Origin of the sequence: Nakamurella sp., from assembly GCF_044224575.1 — a bacterium.
In the GTDB taxonomy this organism is placed as follows: Bacteria; Actinomycetota; Actinomycetes; order Mycobacteriales; family Nakamurellaceae; genus Nakamurella.
Genome location: NZ_JBGAKE010000024.1, coordinates 1 through 15,725, shown reverse-complemented (window position 1 = coordinate 15,725; position 15,725 = coordinate 1). Strand labels below are relative to the sequence as shown.

At 72.0% G+C, this 15,725-nt stretch carries 17 protein-coding genes, 1 tRNA gene and 1 pseudogene; 8 read left to right on the top strand and 11 right to left on the bottom strand.

The window, feature by feature from the left end; genetic code table 11:
- Positions 1-8: 8 nt before the first annotated feature.
- The 3 genes from ACILSK_RS21010 to ACILSK_RS21000 are packed head-to-tail and all read right to left on the bottom strand — an operon-like array spanning position 9 to position 2,439.
- Entirely contained in the window at positions 9-839 is an 831-nt protein-coding gene (locus tag ACILSK_RS21010) for a putative RNA methyltransferase (RefSeq protein WP_395729135.1), read from the bottom strand.
- The gene (locus ACILSK_RS21005) at positions 836-1,657 is read right to left on the bottom strand and encodes an MBL fold metallo-hydrolase (RefSeq protein WP_395729134.1); all 822 of its coding nucleotides are present in this window, start codon (positions 1,655-1,657) and stop codon (positions 836-838) included. The genes ACILSK_RS21010 and ACILSK_RS21005 overlap by 4 nt, the downstream gene beginning before the upstream one ends.
- A complete protein-coding gene (locus tag ACILSK_RS21000) occupies positions 1,654-2,439 on the bottom strand; it encodes an NUDIX hydrolase (protein ID WP_395729133.1) in 786 nt (261 codons plus the stop codon). Before ACILSK_RS21000 ends, ACILSK_RS21005 begins: the two co-directional genes overlap by 4 nt.
- Positions 2,440-2,529: 90 nt before the next feature.
- Between ACILSK_RS21000 and ACILSK_RS20995 the strand changes: the two genes are divergently transcribed.
- On the top strand, positions 2,530-3,306 hold the full coding sequence (locus tag ACILSK_RS20995) for an MBL fold metallo-hydrolase (RefSeq protein WP_395729132.1): 777 nt from the start codon (positions 2,530-2,532) through the stop codon (positions 3,304-3,306).
- A 172-nt stretch (positions 3,307-3,478) separates the two neighbouring features.
- Here ACILSK_RS20995 and ACILSK_RS20990 read toward each other — a convergent pair whose 3' ends face one another.
- Positions 3,479-3,934, bottom strand: coding sequence for a RidA family protein (locus ACILSK_RS20990; protein ID WP_395729131.1), 456 nt, complete (start codon positions 3,932-3,934; stop codon positions 3,479-3,481).
- Positions 3,935-3,939: 5 nt separating this feature from the next.
- Positions 3,940-4,116, bottom strand: a complete 177-nt coding sequence (locus ACILSK_RS20985) for a hypothetical protein (RefSeq protein WP_395729130.1) — start codon at positions 4,114-4,116, stop codon at positions 3,940-3,942.
- Positions 4,117-4,153: 37 nt separating this feature from the next.
- Between ACILSK_RS20985 and ACILSK_RS20980 the strand changes: the two genes are divergently transcribed.
- The gene (locus ACILSK_RS20980) at positions 4,154-4,408 is read left to right on the top strand and encodes a hypothetical protein (protein ID WP_395729129.1); all 255 of its coding nucleotides are present in this window, start codon (positions 4,154-4,156) and stop codon (positions 4,406-4,408) included.
- Here the strand turns inward: ACILSK_RS20980 and ACILSK_RS20975 are convergent.
- The gene (locus ACILSK_RS20975; protein ID WP_395729128.1) at positions 4,389-5,129 is read right to left on the bottom strand and encodes a lysostaphin resistance A-like protein; all 741 of its coding nucleotides are present in this window, start codon (positions 5,127-5,129) and stop codon (positions 4,389-4,391) included. The genes ACILSK_RS20980 and ACILSK_RS20975 overlap by 20 nt on opposite strands.
- A gap of 178 nt (positions 5,130-5,307) precedes the next feature.
- Between ACILSK_RS20975 and ACILSK_RS20970 the strand changes: the two genes are divergently transcribed.
- The 6 genes from ACILSK_RS20970 (at position 5,308) to ACILSK_RS20945 (ending at position 11,609) form a co-directional block, all read left to right on the top strand.
- Positions 5,308-5,757: an OsmC family protein gene (locus ACILSK_RS20970; protein WP_395729127.1), complete on the top strand. Its 450-nt coding sequence runs from the start codon at positions 5,308-5,310 to the stop codon at positions 5,755-5,757.
- Positions 5,754-6,764 (top strand): ArsA-related P-loop ATPase, encoded by a 1,011-nt coding sequence (locus ACILSK_RS20965; RefSeq protein ID WP_395729126.1) that lies wholly within the window; start codon positions 5,754-5,756, stop codon positions 6,762-6,764. Before ACILSK_RS20970 ends, ACILSK_RS20965 begins: the two co-directional genes overlap by 4 nt.
- Positions 6,764-7,894, top strand: coding sequence for an ArsA family ATPase (locus ACILSK_RS20960; RefSeq protein ID WP_395729125.1), 1,131 nt, complete (start codon positions 6,764-6,766; stop codon positions 7,892-7,894). The genes ACILSK_RS20965 and ACILSK_RS20960 overlap by 1 nt, the downstream gene beginning before the upstream one ends.
- 137 nt (positions 7,895-8,031) lie before the next feature.
- Positions 8,032-10,317: a penicillin-binding protein gene (locus ACILSK_RS20955; RefSeq protein ID WP_395729193.1), complete on the top strand. Its 2,286-nt coding sequence runs from the start codon at positions 8,032-8,034 to the stop codon at positions 10,315-10,317.
- Between the two features lie 80 nt (positions 10,318-10,397).
- Positions 10,398-11,345, top strand: a complete 948-nt coding sequence (locus tag ACILSK_RS20950; protein ID WP_395729124.1) for a metallophosphoesterase — start codon at positions 10,398-10,400, stop codon at positions 11,343-11,345.
- 187 nt (positions 11,346-11,532) lie between these two features.
- Positions 11,533-11,609, top strand: a tRNA-Pro gene (locus tag ACILSK_RS20945).
- Positions 11,610-11,686: 77 nt separating this feature from the next.
- Here ACILSK_RS20945 and ACILSK_RS20940 read toward each other — a convergent pair.
- The 5 genes and pseudogenes from ACILSK_RS20940 to ACILSK_RS20920 all read right to left on the bottom strand — a co-directional run.
- Positions 11,687-12,760 (bottom strand): tyrosine-type recombinase/integrase, encoded by a 1,074-nt coding sequence (locus ACILSK_RS20940; RefSeq protein WP_395729123.1) that lies wholly within the window; start codon positions 12,758-12,760, stop codon positions 11,687-11,689.
- Between the two features lie 122 nt (positions 12,761-12,882).
- On the bottom strand, positions 12,883-13,089 hold the full coding sequence (locus tag ACILSK_RS20935) for a helix-turn-helix domain-containing protein (RefSeq protein WP_395729122.1): 207 nt from the start codon (positions 13,087-13,089) through the stop codon (positions 12,883-12,885).
- Between the two features lie 82 nt (positions 13,090-13,171).
- Entirely contained in the window at positions 13,172-14,350 is a 1,179-nt protein-coding gene (locus ACILSK_RS20930) for a D-alanyl-D-alanine carboxypeptidase family protein (protein ID WP_395729121.1), read from the bottom strand.
- Positions 14,347-15,051: a hypothetical protein gene (locus tag ACILSK_RS20925; protein WP_395729120.1), complete on the bottom strand. Its 705-nt coding sequence runs from the start codon at positions 15,049-15,051 to the stop codon at positions 14,347-14,349. Before ACILSK_RS20925 ends, ACILSK_RS20930 begins: the two co-directional genes overlap by 4 nt.
- Positions 15,048-15,725 (bottom strand): annotated as a pseudogene (locus tag ACILSK_RS20920) (hypothetical protein); the annotation flags it as partial. The gene ACILSK_RS20925 and the pseudogene ACILSK_RS20920, both read right to left, overlap by 4 nt.

Below are 15,725 nucleotides of genomic sequence, written 5' to 3'. Positions count from 1 at the left end.
GGTCCCCGTCAGGACGGGGCGGTGAAGACGCTGACCGTCGCCGCCAGCGTGACGTCGGTGAGGTCGTCGAGCGCCTGAACCGCGGCGCGCCGGCGGTCGGCCGGCAGGTGGTAGGTCGACGGTCCCATCCGGATCAGCCGGTCGACATCGCTGCGGCTCAACCGCATGACGACGTGGACGGAGGTGCGGCCGGCCGGCGTCAGACCGGGGCCGAGCGCCGCCGCCAGCCGATCCGCCTTGTCCTCGTCCACCGCGAGCAGCTCGATCCGCCCGCGCAGTTCGACCTGGTGTTCCGGGGCCGGGGTGACGATCACGGCCCGGCCCCCCGGCGTCAGGATGCGGACCAGTTCGGCCGGGTCGCGGGGGGCGAAGACGTTCAGCACGGTGCCGACGGCGCCGCTGCGGACCGGGAGCCGGGACCACGCGTCGGCGACCACCGACCCCACCCGCGGATGCGCCCGGGCCGCGCGCCGGGCGGCGTATTTCGAGGTGTCGACGGCCAGCCCGATGCCGCCGCGCCGGTCGACCACCGCTCGCAGGTGCTGGCCGGTCCCGGCGCCCAGATCGAGCACCGGACCGGCGCCCGCCGCCGCGACGATCGCCTCGGTCAACGGGCCGAAGTGGCCGGCGTCCAGGAACTCCTGGCGGGCGGCCACCATGTCGGCGGTGTCGCCCGTGTCGGTCCGTGACCCGGCACCCAGCAGCGTGAGGTAGCCCTGCCGGGCGACGTCGAACCGGTGCCCGGTGGGGCACCCGACGACACCGGCCCGCCTGGTCAGCTCGCCCGCACAAACCGGGCAGGCCAGCAGCGGGAGGGCGCCGTCCAGCCCGCTGGTCACGCTCCGCGCAGGTAGTCGAGTTGCGCCGCGACCGAGAACTCAGCCGCGCGCCGCACCGAGGAATCGACGTCGTGGTAGACGACATCGGTGACGACGGACACCTCGGCCGCCCCGGCGTCGACGCCGAGTTGTACGAGCGCGGCCCGGATCTGATCCAGCCGCTGCTCGCGGTGGGCCAGGTACGCCGTGGCGATCTCGGCCAGGTCGTCCAGCTGCGGGCCGTGCGCGGGCAGTACCCGGGCCGGCCCGAGGGCGGCGAGGATACGCAGCGTGCCCAGGTAGTCGCGCAGGCTGCCGTCGGGCGGCGCGAGAACGGTGGTGCCGCGGCCCAGGATGGTGTCGCCGGTGAGCACCGACCGTCCTCGAGCGGCGCCGACGGCGGTGTCGTCGGCGTTGGCGTCGGTGTTGGCGCTTGGCAGCAGGAAGCACACCGAGTCGGCCGTGTGCCCGGGCGTGGCCAGCACCTCGATGGTCAGTCCGGCCGCCGCGAGCGTCTCCCCGTCCCGCAGCGGGTCGCCACCGATGCAGAACGCGGGATCGGCGGCCCGCACGACGGCGCCGGTGGCCGCGGCCAACGCGGCGGCGCCCTCGGTGTGGTCGTGGTGCCGGTGGGTGATCAGGATGAGCTCGACCGGCCCCGCGTCGGCCAGCTCGGCCAGGTGCCCGTCGTGTAGCGGACCCGGATCGACGACGACCACCGACCCACCGTCATTGCCGGACAGCAGGTAGCTGTTGGTGCCGTCGAGCGTCATCGGGCCGGGGTTGGGGGCGAGCAGCACCCGGGCGTACCCGTTGACCTCGGCGGGACCCTTCGTCATTGCGGCACCACCATTCCGTCGCCGGCGACCAGTCGGGCAACGTCCTCGGGCCGCACCCGGACCTTGGTGACCACCCGGGGCTCCGCCAGCAGCTGACGGACCGACCCGAACCCGGCCAGGTCCCGCAGCATCACCATGGTCGGCGGCATCAACTTGGTCCGGCCCGCCGCCCGCTCGGCGAACAGTTCGTCGGGGCGCCGCCACTCGCCGAGGTCCGCCTCCGTGGTCAGCATCCGGGCCTGCTGGCCGGCGGGCAACGCGGCCGCGAAGAAGAAGGTGTCGTACCGGCGCCCCTGGCCGGGCGGGGTGAGCCAGTTGGCCCAGGGGCGCAGCAGATCGGACCGGATGCCCAGGCCGGCGTCGGCCAGCACCTGCCACAGGCTCGCCCGGCGCTCGACCACTGCCTCCCGGATGTCGGCGGGCAGCACCGGCACCGGACCGTCCGGCCCGGGGCCCGCCAGCAGCACCCCGGTCTCCTCGAACAGCTCGCGGACCGCGGCGACCACCAGGCCCCGGGCCATAGCCGGTTCCTCGCCGAGGGCGGCCCCCCACCAGCCCGCATCGGGCCCGTACCAGCCGATGTCGGTACCGTCGGCCGGGTCGACGCCGCCGCCCGGGAACACCGTCATACCGGCGGCGAAGGCCATCGCCGGGACACGGCGCAGGACGAAGGTCTCGATGCCGGGATCGGCGTCGCGGACGAGCATCACGGTCGCCGCGGCACGGATCACCTCCGTGGCCGGCCCGACGGCGGCCGGCGGATGGTGCGGGTTCTCGGACACCGTGCCAAGGTAGCTCGCGTCGTGGCAGCGGCCCCGCCGGGTGGTTGCGCGGCCGCGCACCCGGGGGCACCCGGCGACGGAGGTGAGCCGGTGGACCGCGTCTGGCAGTGGGTGGTTGACGGGCCGGCGGTCCGGGTGGGCGTGACGACCAGCCGGCGGGACCGGACGACCAGCACCGTGGTGCTCGCGGATCGCCGGGCCTTGATCGTCGACCCCGCCTGGGACCCCGACGAGCTGGCCGGGATCGCCGCCGACCTGGCCCGGGCCGCCGTGACGGTGGCCGCCGGATTCGCCACCCACGCGCACCACGACCATGTGCTCTGGCATCAGGGCCTCGGTCCGGGGCCGCGATTCGCGTCACCGCGGGTGGCGCAGATCTGCGCGCGGGATCGCGACGAGATCGTGCGGCGTCTGGGGCCGGACTGGCCGGCCGGCCTGGGGCGCGTCGTCGGCCGGGTACAGCCGGCCCAGGACCGGCTGTGCTGGGACGGCCCGGAGACCCGGTTGATCACCCATGACGCCCACTCGCCCGGGCACACCGCCGTCTGGCTTCCGTCACCCGGCGTGCTCGTGGCCGGTGACATGCTCAGCGACATCGAGATCCCGCTGCTGGAGGAGTCGACGGTGGCGCAGTACGCGGCCGGCCTCGAGTCGCTGTGGCCGTACGTCGACCGGGCCGCGGTGCTCATTCCCGGGCACGGTCGCGTCGCGATCGGCGGGGATGCGGCGCGTGGTCGCTGGCACGCCGACCGCGCCTACCTGGACGCCCTGCTGGCCGGTCGCGACCCGGACGATCCGCGGCTGGCCGACCCGGCTCTGCGGTCCGCCCACGCCGACAACGTCGCCCGGATCACCCCCGGACGCTGAGCCGGCGGCACTCCACTCCACGGCACTCCACTCCACGTCGAGCGACTCCCTGGCGCCACGGAGTGAAGTCCCTCCCGCCGCAGTGGAGTCACCTCGACCGGAGCGGAGGTCTCGGCTGACCGAGGGGCGTGGACGGCAGGGCCCACCCCACGCCGGCGCTCGAACGGCCCGGTCAGCGCAGCTGGACGATGGCCTCGACCTCGACCGGCGACCCGAGCGGCAGTTCCGCCACCCCGACCGCGGACCGGGCGTGCCGGCCGGCCTCCCCGAAGACCTCGGCCATCAGGTCGGACACGCCGTTGATGACGCCCGGCTGGCCGGTGAACCCCTCGGCGGAGGCAACGAAGCCGACGATCTTGACGACCCGCTCCACCGCATCCACGCCGACCGCCGCATCGATCGCGGCCAGCACGTTCAACCCGGCGAGCCGGGCGTACTCCTTGGCATCCTCCGGAGTCACCTCGGCGCCGACCTTGCCGGTCGCCGGCAGCCGGCCGTCCACGAACGGCAACTGGCCGGCGGTGAACAGCAGGTTCCCGGTCCGGGCGAACGGCAAGTACGACCCGGCCGGCGTGGCGAGCGTCGGCAGGGTGATGCCCAGTTCGGCCAGGCGTTCGCTGGCGCTCACGGCGGTCAGACCCGCTCGCGCTTGAGGTAGGCGACCAACTGCTCCGGGTTGGGACCGGGCACCACCTGCACCAGCTCCCAGCCGTCCTCGCCCCAGGTGTCCAGGATGGCCTTCGTGGCGTGGGTGATCAGGGGGACGGTGGCGTATTCGAACGTCCGACGGCCGGCAGCAGGAGAAGACATGGCCTGACAATAGGGCGCCCCGTCCTATCCTGTCGCCGTGGCGGTCGACGGGTGGCACTGGGCGGCGGCCGTGCTCGCCGCCCTCCTGCTGTCCGTCCTGGTCCTGCTCTGGTACGACACCTTGCGCGAACGGCCGGGCTGGACGTTGTCCATGGCGACCAAACGCGCCTTGCTGGCCGCCCCGGCCATCCCGGTCGGGTTCGCGGCCGCGCTGCTGCTCCCGTTGTGGGTCGGCGGCGTCCTGATCCTCGCGCCGCTGGTCATCATTGCGATCATGGCCATGGCGGACTGAGACGGGCCACCGAGGACCGACCTGGCCGACGGTGGCCCCCACCCGGCCGAGCCGCGACCAGCTCACCGACTCCGTTGATGGCCCAATGCACCAGCACGGGAGCCAGCAGGCTGCCGCTGCGCCGCCGTAGCTCGCCCAGCAGTAGCCCGCCGGCGGTGGTCACGAGCACCGTCCCACCGACCCGCACCACTGCTGCGCGGGCCCCGGTGCCGACCACGGTGTGCACGGCGTCGTTTGCCGCGCCCGCGCCGCCCAGGCCCGGCAGCACGTGCCACAACCCAAAGAGCCCGGCCGTGACGATCCGCACCCGTCGGGTGTCGAACCGCCGCCCCAGCAGAGCGGTCAGCACGCCGCGAAAGGCGAACTCCTCCGGCAGCACCGTGGTCAGCGGGATGACCACCAGGGCGCGAACGGCGACCTGCGGCCACGGCCGCCCCGAACCGGGGACCGTCGCCCGCGCCGCCGGGAAGGCCAGCGCGATCGCGTATCCGGCGACCACCGTCGCGGCCGCTCCGGCGCCCTGGCGCGCGCCGGCGGCGACCCGGTCCCGACCCAGGCCCAGTTCGGCGGCGGTCAGCCCGTCCGCTCGGGCGATCACCGCCAGGGCGGCGACCTGGCCCGCGGCCACCGCGGCCGATGCCCGTGGCCGGATCCGGTGGGCCAGCACGTTGGTGGTCGCGAGGACCCCGATGGCCGACCAGAGGTGCGTGTTGACCCGCATCGGTTCAGTGTGGCCAGCGCGAGCACAGTCAGCTCTCGGCCGCCGGTCCGGGTCGACCCTCCCCGCGGACGGCGGACGGCGGACGGCGGGCCGCGCGGCCCGGGAGCGGCCGATGCCGGCCGGTTCCGTCCAGCGGTTGGCGAGCCCGCCCGGCCGGCGCCCTGGCAGGATCGTTGGCATGACGGCCCATCCCGGCGCGGCGCCCCCGCCCACGACTGCCGACACCGTCCGGGTCGACCGGATCGGGCCGGAGCGCTACGCCGGCCACAACGGCCGTGCCGCGGCCATCCCGATCGGCCTGGCCGGCGCGGACGGCACCTTCTCGCCGACCGAACTGCTGCGGATCGCCCTGGCCGGTTGCGAGGGACTGGCCGCCGACCATGTCCTGAGCCGACGGCTGGGTGATCGGGCCGACGTCACGATCACGGTGGGCGGCCAGTTCGATCCGGCTCAGCGCCGCTTCGCCGGCCTGGACTCGGCCCTGACCATCGACCTGTCCGGGTTGGACGAACCCGCCCGCGACCAGCTCCGCACCGTGGTGACCCGGGCGGTGCACCGGTTCTGCACGGTCGGGCGGACCCTGGAGCGCGGCGTGCCGGTTCCGGTGACCGTGCGGGACCGGGCATGACCTCGGATACCGAAGCGGAGGCGTGGACGAGCGCCTGCCGCCGGGCCCGGTTACACGTGATCACCGGCAAGGGGGGCACCGGCAAGACCACCGTGGCCGCGGCCCTGGCCCTCGCCCTCGCGGCGAACGGCCGCCGGGTGCTGCTCGTCGAGGTCGAGGAGCGGCAGGGCATCGCCCGGCTCTTCGACGTGCCGCCGCTGCCGTACCAGGAGAAGAAGGTCGCCATCGCCACCGGTGGCGGTGAGGTGCGGGCGCTGGCGGTCGACGTCGAGGCGGCCCTGCTCGAGTACTTCGAGATGTTCTACAACCTGGGTTTCGCCGGGCGCAGCCTGAAGAAGATGGGCGCCGTCGAGTTCGCCACCACCCTGGCGCCCGGCCTGCGGGACGTGCTACTCACCGGCAAGGTCAAGGAGACGGTCACCCGCAGGGGCTCGGACAGCCGACCCGTGTACGACGAGGTCGTGTTGGACGCGCCACCCACCGGCCGGGTGGTCACCTTCCTCGGCGTCACCGAGGCCATGTCCGGGCTGGCCAAACGCGGTCCGATCCACAGCCAGGCCGAGGGAGTCGTCCGGCTGCTGCACTCGCCGGACACCATCGTCCACCTGGTCACCCTGCTCGAGGACATGCCCGTCACCGAGACGCTCGAGGCGATCGACCAGCTCCGCGGCAAGGGCCTGCCGGTGGGCACGATCATCATCAACGCGGCGACCCAGGCCAAGCTGCCGGAGCCGGATCTGTCCGCGGCGGCCGACCGCCGGCTGGATCCGGCTCAGCTGGCCGACGGGCTGCGGGCGGCGGGCCTGGACCCGACTCCGGTTCTGCTGGACGGGCTGCGCGAGCAGGCCGCCGAGCACGCCATCCGGGTGTTGGACGAGCAGTTGTGCCGCGAGCAGCTGGCCGGCGCGGGCCTGCCGATGATGGAGCTCCCGCAGCTGGTCGAGGGTGGCGACCTCGGCGGCGTCTACGAACTGGCCGACCGGCTCACCGAGCAGGGGGTCTCCTGATGCCCGACCGCAGCGTCCCGACGCGCCCACGAACCCTGGACCTGGGCCCGATCCTGCGGGACTCGCGCACCTCGATCGTCGTGACCTGCGGGTCCGGCGGAGTCGGCAAGACGACCACGGCCGCCGCGATGGCGCTGTGGGCGGCGGACGCCGGTCGCAACGTCGCCGTGCTGACCATCGACCCGGCCAAGCGGCTGGCCCAGTCACTCGGCCTGCACGAGCTGGACAACGACCCGCGGCGGGTCGACGTCCCGCTGGCCAGTCCGGACGGTCAGCTGTGGGCGATGATGCTGGACACCCGTCGGACATTCGACGAGATGGTGTCCCAGCACTCCACCCCGGAGCGGGCCAGGGCAATCCTGGCCAACCCCTTCTACCAGGTCATCTCCTCGTCGTTCTCCGGCACGCAGGAGTACATGGCCATGGAGAAGCTGGCCACCCTGGCAGCCACCGGGCAGTTCGACCTGATCGTCGTCGACACCCCGCCGAGCCGTTCCGCGCTGGACTTCCTGGACGCCCCGCAGCGGCTGTCGTCGTTCATGGACGGCCGCATGATCAAGCTGTTGGCCACCCCCAGCCGCGGCGTGATGAAGATCGTCGGGGCCGGTTTCGCACTGTTCTCACGGGCCGTCACGGCGGTGCTCGGTGGCCAGTTGCTGTCCGACGCCGCCCAGTTCGTCCAGCTGTTCGAGGACATGTTCGGCGGGTTCCGGGAACGGGCACAGGCCACCTACGAGTTGCTCCGGGCGCCCGGCACGAAGTTTGTCGTGGTGTCGATCTGCGAGGGCGACGCCCTCCGGGAGGCGTCCTACTTCACCGACCGGCTGCGCACCGAGCACATGCCGCTGGCCGGTCTGGTGCTCAACCGGACCCACCCGCCGCTGGCCGACCTGGCCGGCGGAACGGCCGAGGCGGCCGCGACCAAGCTCGAACGCTCGGCCCCGTTGACCGCGGCGGTGCTGGGGATCCACGCCCAGCGCCTGGCCGTCCGCTCCGCGGAGCTGCATATGCGGGCCCGGTTCGATCGCGTGCACACCGATCTTCCGGTCGTCGAGGTGCCCGCCCTGCCCTCGGACGCGCATGACGTGCCGGCGCTGCGCGAGATCGGCGCCCGGTTGACGGGTGCCTGACGGCGGCCCCGGCGGGACCGGAACCAATCAGGACGCGCGATTCGGAGAACGGGTTGCGTTCCGTGGGAACGTGTGGTGAGCATCCTTCAATCACCATTTCCACACGTCACCGCCGGTAGCCTGATTCGGTGCGTGTGATGAGCGGCCTCGGGCGTCTGGTTCTCGGCACCCTGCTGGCCGGGGTGCTGGTGGCCGGTCTTCTGCTTCCCTATTCGGTCGGTATGGGAATTGCGGCCAACGCGGTGACCGATGCCATCGACGATGCGCAGGCCGACCCGCTGACGGCAGACATCCCGCTGCGCACCACGATCACCGACTCGGCCGGCGCGCCGATCGCCACCGTCTACGAGCAGAACCGGGTCTACGTCCCGCTGTCGTCGATCTCCGACTACCTGCAGGTGGCGGTGGTCTCGATGGAGGACCGCCGGTTCTACCAGCACCAGGGCGTGGACTGGCGGGGCACCGTCCGGGCACTGCTGCGCAATGCGCAGGACGCCTCGACGTCGCCGCAGGGTGGCTCGACCCTGACCCAGCAGTACGTCAAGAACTACCTCTACCTGGTCGAGGCCAAGACGGAGGCCGAGAAGGCCGACGCGATCGCCACCACGCCGATCCGCAAGCTCAAGGAGGCCAAGCTCGCGCTGCAGGTCGAGCAGAAGCTGAGCAAGGCGGAGATCCTCGAGCGATACCTGAATCTGGTCGCGTTCGGCCCGTCCCAGTACGGCGCCGAGGCCGCCGCCCAATGGTTCTTCGGCACCTCGGCGGACAAGCTGACGCTGGCCCAGGCCGCCCTGCTGGCCGGCATGGTGAACAACCCGCCCAAGTTCAACCCGCTGGACGAGAACCATGTGCAGGACGCCCGCGACCGGCGCGACCTGGTGCTGGACGTCATGGTCGGCACCGGCCGGCTGTCCCGGGCGACCGCCGATGCGACCAAACAGCAGGACCTGGGCCTGAACCCGAACCGCACCCGCAACGGGTGCATCGCCGCCGACAACTCGCAGACCAACGGCTACTTCTGCCAGTACGTGCTCGACTACCTGTCGAACGCCGGCTTCGACAGCAACACGGTGGGCCGAGCCGGGTGGACCATCAAGACCACCCTGGACCCGGCCGTGATGGCCTCGGCCAAGGCATCCGCGACCGCGAACGCCGACCCATCGGTGCCGGGCGTGGAACGGCTGGCCAACGCGATCGCCGTGGTCGGCAAGGACGAACCGCGCAAGGTGTTGGCCCTGGCGGCCAACCGGCCCTACGGGCTCGACCCGGCGAAGGGCGAGACGGTCCAACGACTGACCACCACGTTCGCGCCGCTGGGGGCCGGGTCGACGTTCAAGGTGTTCACCGCGGCCGCCGCCATGCAGGCGGGCCTGGGCACCAACGCCACCATCGACGTCCCGGCCGAGTACGAGAGCCCGCTGGTGCCGTCGGCGAAGTTCCGCAACGCCACTTCCAACTACCCCACGTCGATGACGCTGCAGCAGGCGTTGGCCACCTCGCCGAACACCGGTTTCGTCGCGCTGGAGGACCAGGTCGGCCTGCAGAAGGTGGCCGACATGGCGGTCGCTCTCGGTATGAAGGGGTACCTGTTGGACGCCGGCGACGTCGACCCCGCCTTTGCCAACGCCGGAACGGACTACGCGGCGCAGATCACCGCGCAGAAGATGGCGTCGTTCACCCTCGGGGTGTCCCCGGTCAGCCCGCTGGAGCTGGCGAATGTCGGCGCCACGCTGGCCTCGGACGGCAAATGGTGCCCGCCGACCCCGGTCGACACCATCACCGACCGCAACGGCAAGTTCGTCACCTGGGACAAGCCGGAGTGCCAGCAGGCGGTCCCGGCCGAACTGGCGCGCACCCTGGCCGTGGCCATGGAGAGCGATCTGGCCGGTGGCGGCACCGCGAACGCGTCCGCCACGGCCGCCGGCTGGTCCTGGACGGCGGCCGGCAAGACCGGTACCACCCAGGAGTACAAGTCGTCGGCCTACCTCGGGTTCACCCCGGAGATGAGCGCCTCGGTGATCCTGTGGGACTCCGAGCCACGGCCGCAGTCGATCTGCAACAACCCGATCCGTTCCTGCTCGACCGACGAGGCGATGAACGGGAACGGCATGGGCGGCGGCGCCACCCCGGCGGCCACCTGGTTCGGGACGATGAAGCCGCTCAAGGAGGGGCAGCCGGACACCTTCTTCCGGCCCGCCTCGCCCGCTTACATCAAGGGCTCGGCAAGCACCCAGGTGCCCAACGTCATCGGCAGGAAGATCGACGACGCGAAGAATCAGCTCACCGCGGCCGGGTTCACCGTGAACCAACAGATCAACACGGTGCAGGGCTCGGGTGCCTCGGTGAACACCGTGGTCGACCAGAACCCGAAGACCACGGCGGTCGCGGGCGGCGTCATCACGCTGTCCGTGTCGGCCGGCTGACGGCGCCCGGTCCGGGGAAGATCGACCGGCGACCGGGCGGCTCGACCGGCGCGGCGCGGCCGACGATTAGGCTGCCGCTCATGTCTTCGCCCCGCGGACCCGCCCCCAGCCCGGCCCGGCCGACCCGGCAGCACGCCCGAACGGCCGCATCGGCGGCCGGCGGGCTGGCCCTGGCCGGGGCGGCCACCGTGGCCTGGTCGATGCTGGTGGAGCCGCGGGCCTTCGCGCTGCGCCGGGTCGATCTGGCCGTGCTGGACCACGGATCCTGGCCAATCCGCATCCTGCACCTGTCCGACCTGCACATCGTGCCCGGGCAGCGGCGCAAGATCGAGTGGGTATCCGCGCTGGCCGATCTGCGGCCCGACCTGGTGATCAACACCGGCGACACCCTGTCGCATCTGAAGGCCGTGCCTACCGCCCTGGCCGCCTTCGGCGCTCTGTTGGACCTACCCGGCGCCTTCGTCTTCGGCAACAACGACTTCTACGCGCCGGTGCCCAAGTCGCCGCACAACTACTTCACCCCGAAGAACCGGGTGCCGCGGCGCGGACCGGGCCTGCCCTGGCAGGACCTGCGGGCCGGGATGGCCGAACGCGGCTGGATCGACCTGAACAACGTCCGGACGACCATCGATCTGCGCGGCCAGCGGGTCGCCCTGGCCGGCGTCAACGACCCCTACACCCGGCGCGACCACTACGAGCTGATCGAGGGCCCGGCGGACTCCGACGCCGTGCTTCGGCTGGGGGTCACCCACACCCCGGAGCCGCGCATTCTGGACCGCTTCGCCCTCGACGGGTACGACCTGATCCTGGCCGGGCACACGCATGGCGGTCAGGTGCGCATCCCCGGCATCGGCGCAGTCGTCACCAACTGCGAGCTCGACCGGTCCCGGGCCCGCGGGGTGTCCCGGTGGGGGTCGCACACCATGCTCAACGTCTCGGCCGGGCTCGGCACCAGCCCCTACATGCCCGTGCGCCTGTGCTGCCGCCCGGAGGCGACCCTGCTGACCCTGCGCGCCCGGCCTGCGTGAGCGAGGCTTGCCGAGCGAACCAACGGCACGGCCGCCGCGCGCGTGGCCGGGTCGCCGAGCCGGCGAGGCGGTCCGGCCACACAGCGGCGTGAGCGAGGCTGGCCGAGCGAACCACGGGCCCGGCGTGAGGTTGGCACGAAAGGTGGTCGGGGCGGCCCGGCGGATCCGTTAGACTCGTCGAGGCTTTCGGGGTGTGGCGCAGCTTGGTAGCGCGCTTCGTTCGGGACGAAGAGGTCGCAGGTTCAAATCCTGTCACCCCGACCAAAGTCAAAGGCCCTGACTCGAACATTCGAGTCAGGGCCTTCCTGCTGAGAGGCACCAAAAACGCACCGGGGCGGGCATCAATCGGCATCGTCCAATGCCCGCAGGATGCGTCCCGCATCGTCGGTCCGCCGGGTGTAGAGGTCCAGGGTCGTCGACGCCCGTTCGTGGCCCATCACTCGCTGCACCATGTTCGGCGGCACCCCATCATCGACCAACCAGGTCGCATACGAATGCCTTAGATCGTGATAGCGCAAACCGCCGACCTGGCGGCGCGCCACCTCAGCGACGGCGGCCTCTTCGGTCGCGTACCGGACACGCTGTCGCTTCCCGTTCTCATCCGACCACCCTGCCACCCATTGCGCACCGTCCTGTGTCACCGAGCCGAGCAGGCCGGCCCGCACCAGGGACGGCCGCCATTGGCGGGCGCGGAACAGGGTCCGCCGGTGGGCGCCGCCGACCCGATTGGCGAACAGAAGATCGGCCTCGCCATAGCCGTACTGCGCGGTGTGGGTGCGGATGATCTCGACGAGCCAACCGGGCAGCGGGATGGTGCGGCGGCCGGCAGTCGACTTCGGATAGCCCTTGAACCCGGTGTGGCCGGCGACCTCGACGACGGTGCGGATCACCCGTATCCGGCCCGCGTCCAGGTCGACCGCGTCGGCGCACAATCCGGCTGCCTCGCCCCAGCGAAGGCCCGCCCCGCCGGCGACAGCGACCAGCCCCCGATAGCGGTCCGGGAGCGCCGGCAGGAGCTTGGTCCGGAACACGTCCCGAGCGATCACCTGCTCGTCGGTGTCCTGCTTGCGTCGCTTCGGTACCCGAATGTCCTCGCACGGGTTGTGGGCAATTAACCGATTCCGGACCGCGGACCGCAGGACCGCCCCGGTCAAGCGCCGGCATTCATTCACCGTCGCCGGCGCGAGCCGTTCGCTTAGCCCGGAGATCCAGGTCTGGATGGCCAGGTGATCGATCTTGGCAAGCGGCCAGGATTCCCACTGCTTCAGAACGTGCACGCGCATCACTGAGGCGTCCCTCGCCTTCGTGGTGGCCTCGGTGTTCCAGGACGCCATCCACTGGCGGGCGTGCTCGCCGAAGAGAACTCGTCCGGCGTGCGGAGAGACATACGCCCCGGATCCCGCAGAGGTCTTCATCTGCGCCAGGAACGCAGACGCTTCCCTCTTGGTGCGGAAGGTCTTGGACTCCTGCCTGCCGGCCGGAGAGCGCCAGGAGGCCCGCCAGGTCCCGGCCGGCGTCCTACGGATGCCGCCCACGGTCAACCGACCGAGGCGTTGTCGAGCCAGGCATGCAGGGCCTTCCTTGAAATCAGCCACCGCCGGCCGATCCGGTGTGCCGGGATCACCCCCTCCCGTACCAGCTGGTAAGCCACCCCCATCGACACGCCCAGGAGTCCTGCCGCCTGCTCGACTGTGTAGGTCAGCAGCCTCGTGTCGATCACCCTTGCCAGTCGCGGATCCACCATCGGTTCTTCCTTCCGTCGGCCGGCGGCTCGTTCCGCCGGTTCCTGTGGTTCCTGGCGGTTGCGGCGGCCAGGGCGCCGACATTCAGGAGATGGCGCCGTACTCCCAGTGCCAGGGTTCGGGCTTCGAGCCGCCGGGTTGGGCCCAGGCGGGGTGGTTCCAGCCGTAGCGGCCGGCGTTCGTGGTGAGCCAGTCGAAGGCCGGCCCGGTTCCGGTGTTGATGCCGCAGCAGCCGCCGATGTCGACGGCTTTGCCCCAGCCGTGGTTGGAGGTGCCTGGGTTGGCGCACAAACTCCCCTTTTCCAACCGGCACTGGACCTGTTCGTCGTAGGAGCGGTAGCCGTCGGTGATGCCGATGTCCTGCCCGAACTGGGTTTTGAACGCGGTGTTGAGCTGGTCGAACGCGGTCGCGGCGCCGCATTCGAGTTGCAGGGCCGGCTTGGAAGGGATCGGGCACAAGGCGGTCGCGGGGATGCGCCCGTTCTGGTAGCCGCCCCACGCCGCCGGCCCGGTCGCGGCGTTGGCGGCCGGCTGTCCGCAGGAGTTGTCGGCGGCTGCGATCTGGGCGACGACGGTGGACCCGCCGGTGATGGTCGCTGTCGACCCGACGTTCAGCGCGGCGACGATGGTTGTGGCCTGTTGGTAGCTGTCGCGGTAGATACCGCCGTCGCTGGACGGCGAGCCCTGCACCTTCTGGGCGACGGTCCAGGGCGAACTGGTCTGCCAGTTGGCGACGGTGATCATCCGGTCCAGGAATTTGCCGGTGGCGGTGGCCGGGTTGATCAGCTGGTCGGGAGTGCCCCAGCCGGTCATCGGACGCTGCTGAAACAGGCCGATCGAGTCGAGGTTATTGCCGACCTTGTCGTGCGGAAAGCCCAGGGACTGGCGGGCGACGGCCCGTTCAGCGTCGTTGAGCTGCCGCCCTTCGGCGGATCCGACGAGGGTGCTGCTGCCGTCGTTGGCATAGTTGTACAGGCTGGATTCGGCCAGGGCGGCGGCGACCGCGATGGCCGCGCCGGTCGGGCCGAGGCCACGGCCGAGGGCGACGGTGACGACGGTTTCGGCGTTCGCTTCCTGGGCGGGGTCGAGACCGGGGGCGGTGCCAGCGACGGCTGCGGGTGGGCAGTCGCCGGTGCCGGTGGTGGGCCGGCCGATGGTGTTGATGGTGGCGCCGCGGGCGCCGGCCATGGTGCAGCCGGTGAGCAGGACGCTCGCGAGACCGAGCAGCAGCCCGGGCCAGCGACGAGACGTCTTGATCGTCATGGCGCTTCGACGGTGACGGTGACGACCCGCCAGCCGGTGTCGGTATAAATCACGGTGAGAGCGAGGGACCCGTTATTGGTGGCAACGCCGGCGCTGGCCAGCCCGGGTTGGAACGCGCGCATCGCCGGGTCGGTTTCGCGCCGGCTCCCGGGCAGCATGTCCCGGTTCAGGGTGGGCAGCTGCCTGGCCAGGGTGGGGTCGGCCCACCGGCTGACCTGGTCGCGCCAGGCCTGGTCGGAGCCGCCGGCGTACCAGGCGTCGACGAACCGGGCGGTGACTTCGAGCGCGGCGGCCTGGTCGTTCTCGGGTACGTAGCCGGACGCAGCGCGCTCGATCATCGTGGTGACCGGCACGCCGATCACGAACGGCGTGGTCGACGACCGGATCGCCGGATCGCGGGGCGGCTGGTCGGATGGGGTGTAGCCGTACTCCCGGTACAGGCAGGCGTCCCGGTCCGGTCCCTTGGCCCAGAGCGCGACGCACTCGTCCGGGTTGGTCGGCACCGCGGTCGGCCTCGTTGTCCCGCTTGTAACCGCTTCGATGCCGGACGCCCCGGTTGGGCCGGCCGGCGCTGCGGCGGTGCTGCCGCCCGAGTCGAGGATGGTCTTGGTCAGCAGGGCCAGGGCCAGGCCGGCCAGGACCAGGGCGATGACCCGGCCGCGGCTGCGGAGGGGCCAGCGCCAGGCGGTGGGTGCGTTCACGGGATCCTCCTCGGGTCGTCAGCGGCGGGCCAGCGGGTGGTGCGGGTCTCCGGGCGGCGGTGCTCGGCCCATGGCGGCGGGTCCGGTGGTCGAAACACCGCGGTGTCGTCGGCCGTGGCGGACGCTGGCAGGTCGGTGCGGGCGGGATGGAAAACGCGATCGTCGTCGGCCAGCACCCAACCGCGGCCGTTCCAGACCTGCCGGTGCAGGCGGCCGTCGGCCGGCCGCTGCTCGGTGACCGGTCTGGCCATCCCGGTGGGCTTCGAGGTCGCAGCCGCAACGACAGGGATCACCCGGGTCGGCTCATCCACTGATCGCCGACCGGCGACAGCGGCGGTGATCCGGGGGATGGTTGTGGTCGTCGGCTCGCCGCCGATCGGTATGGGTGCCGAACTAGCGGTCGGCTTGGCCGGTGGCGGGGTGGTGCGGCGTCGGACGACGGTGACCTGCTCGGGGCGGCTCGGCCGGGCCGGCTCGGTCGGCGTGACCGAACTGGTTGGGTCCTCCGTCGGGTCGCTGACCCGGTGACTGGTCCCGCGGCGCCAGCGGGGCAGTGGAGTGAGCCGGTGCAGGCCGGCCATCGCCCGGCGCCGCTGCTCGGACAGCTGGTGCGGGTTGCCGGTGACGGCGTAGGACAACATGCCCGTGATCCGTTTGATCGGCCGGGTCAGCAG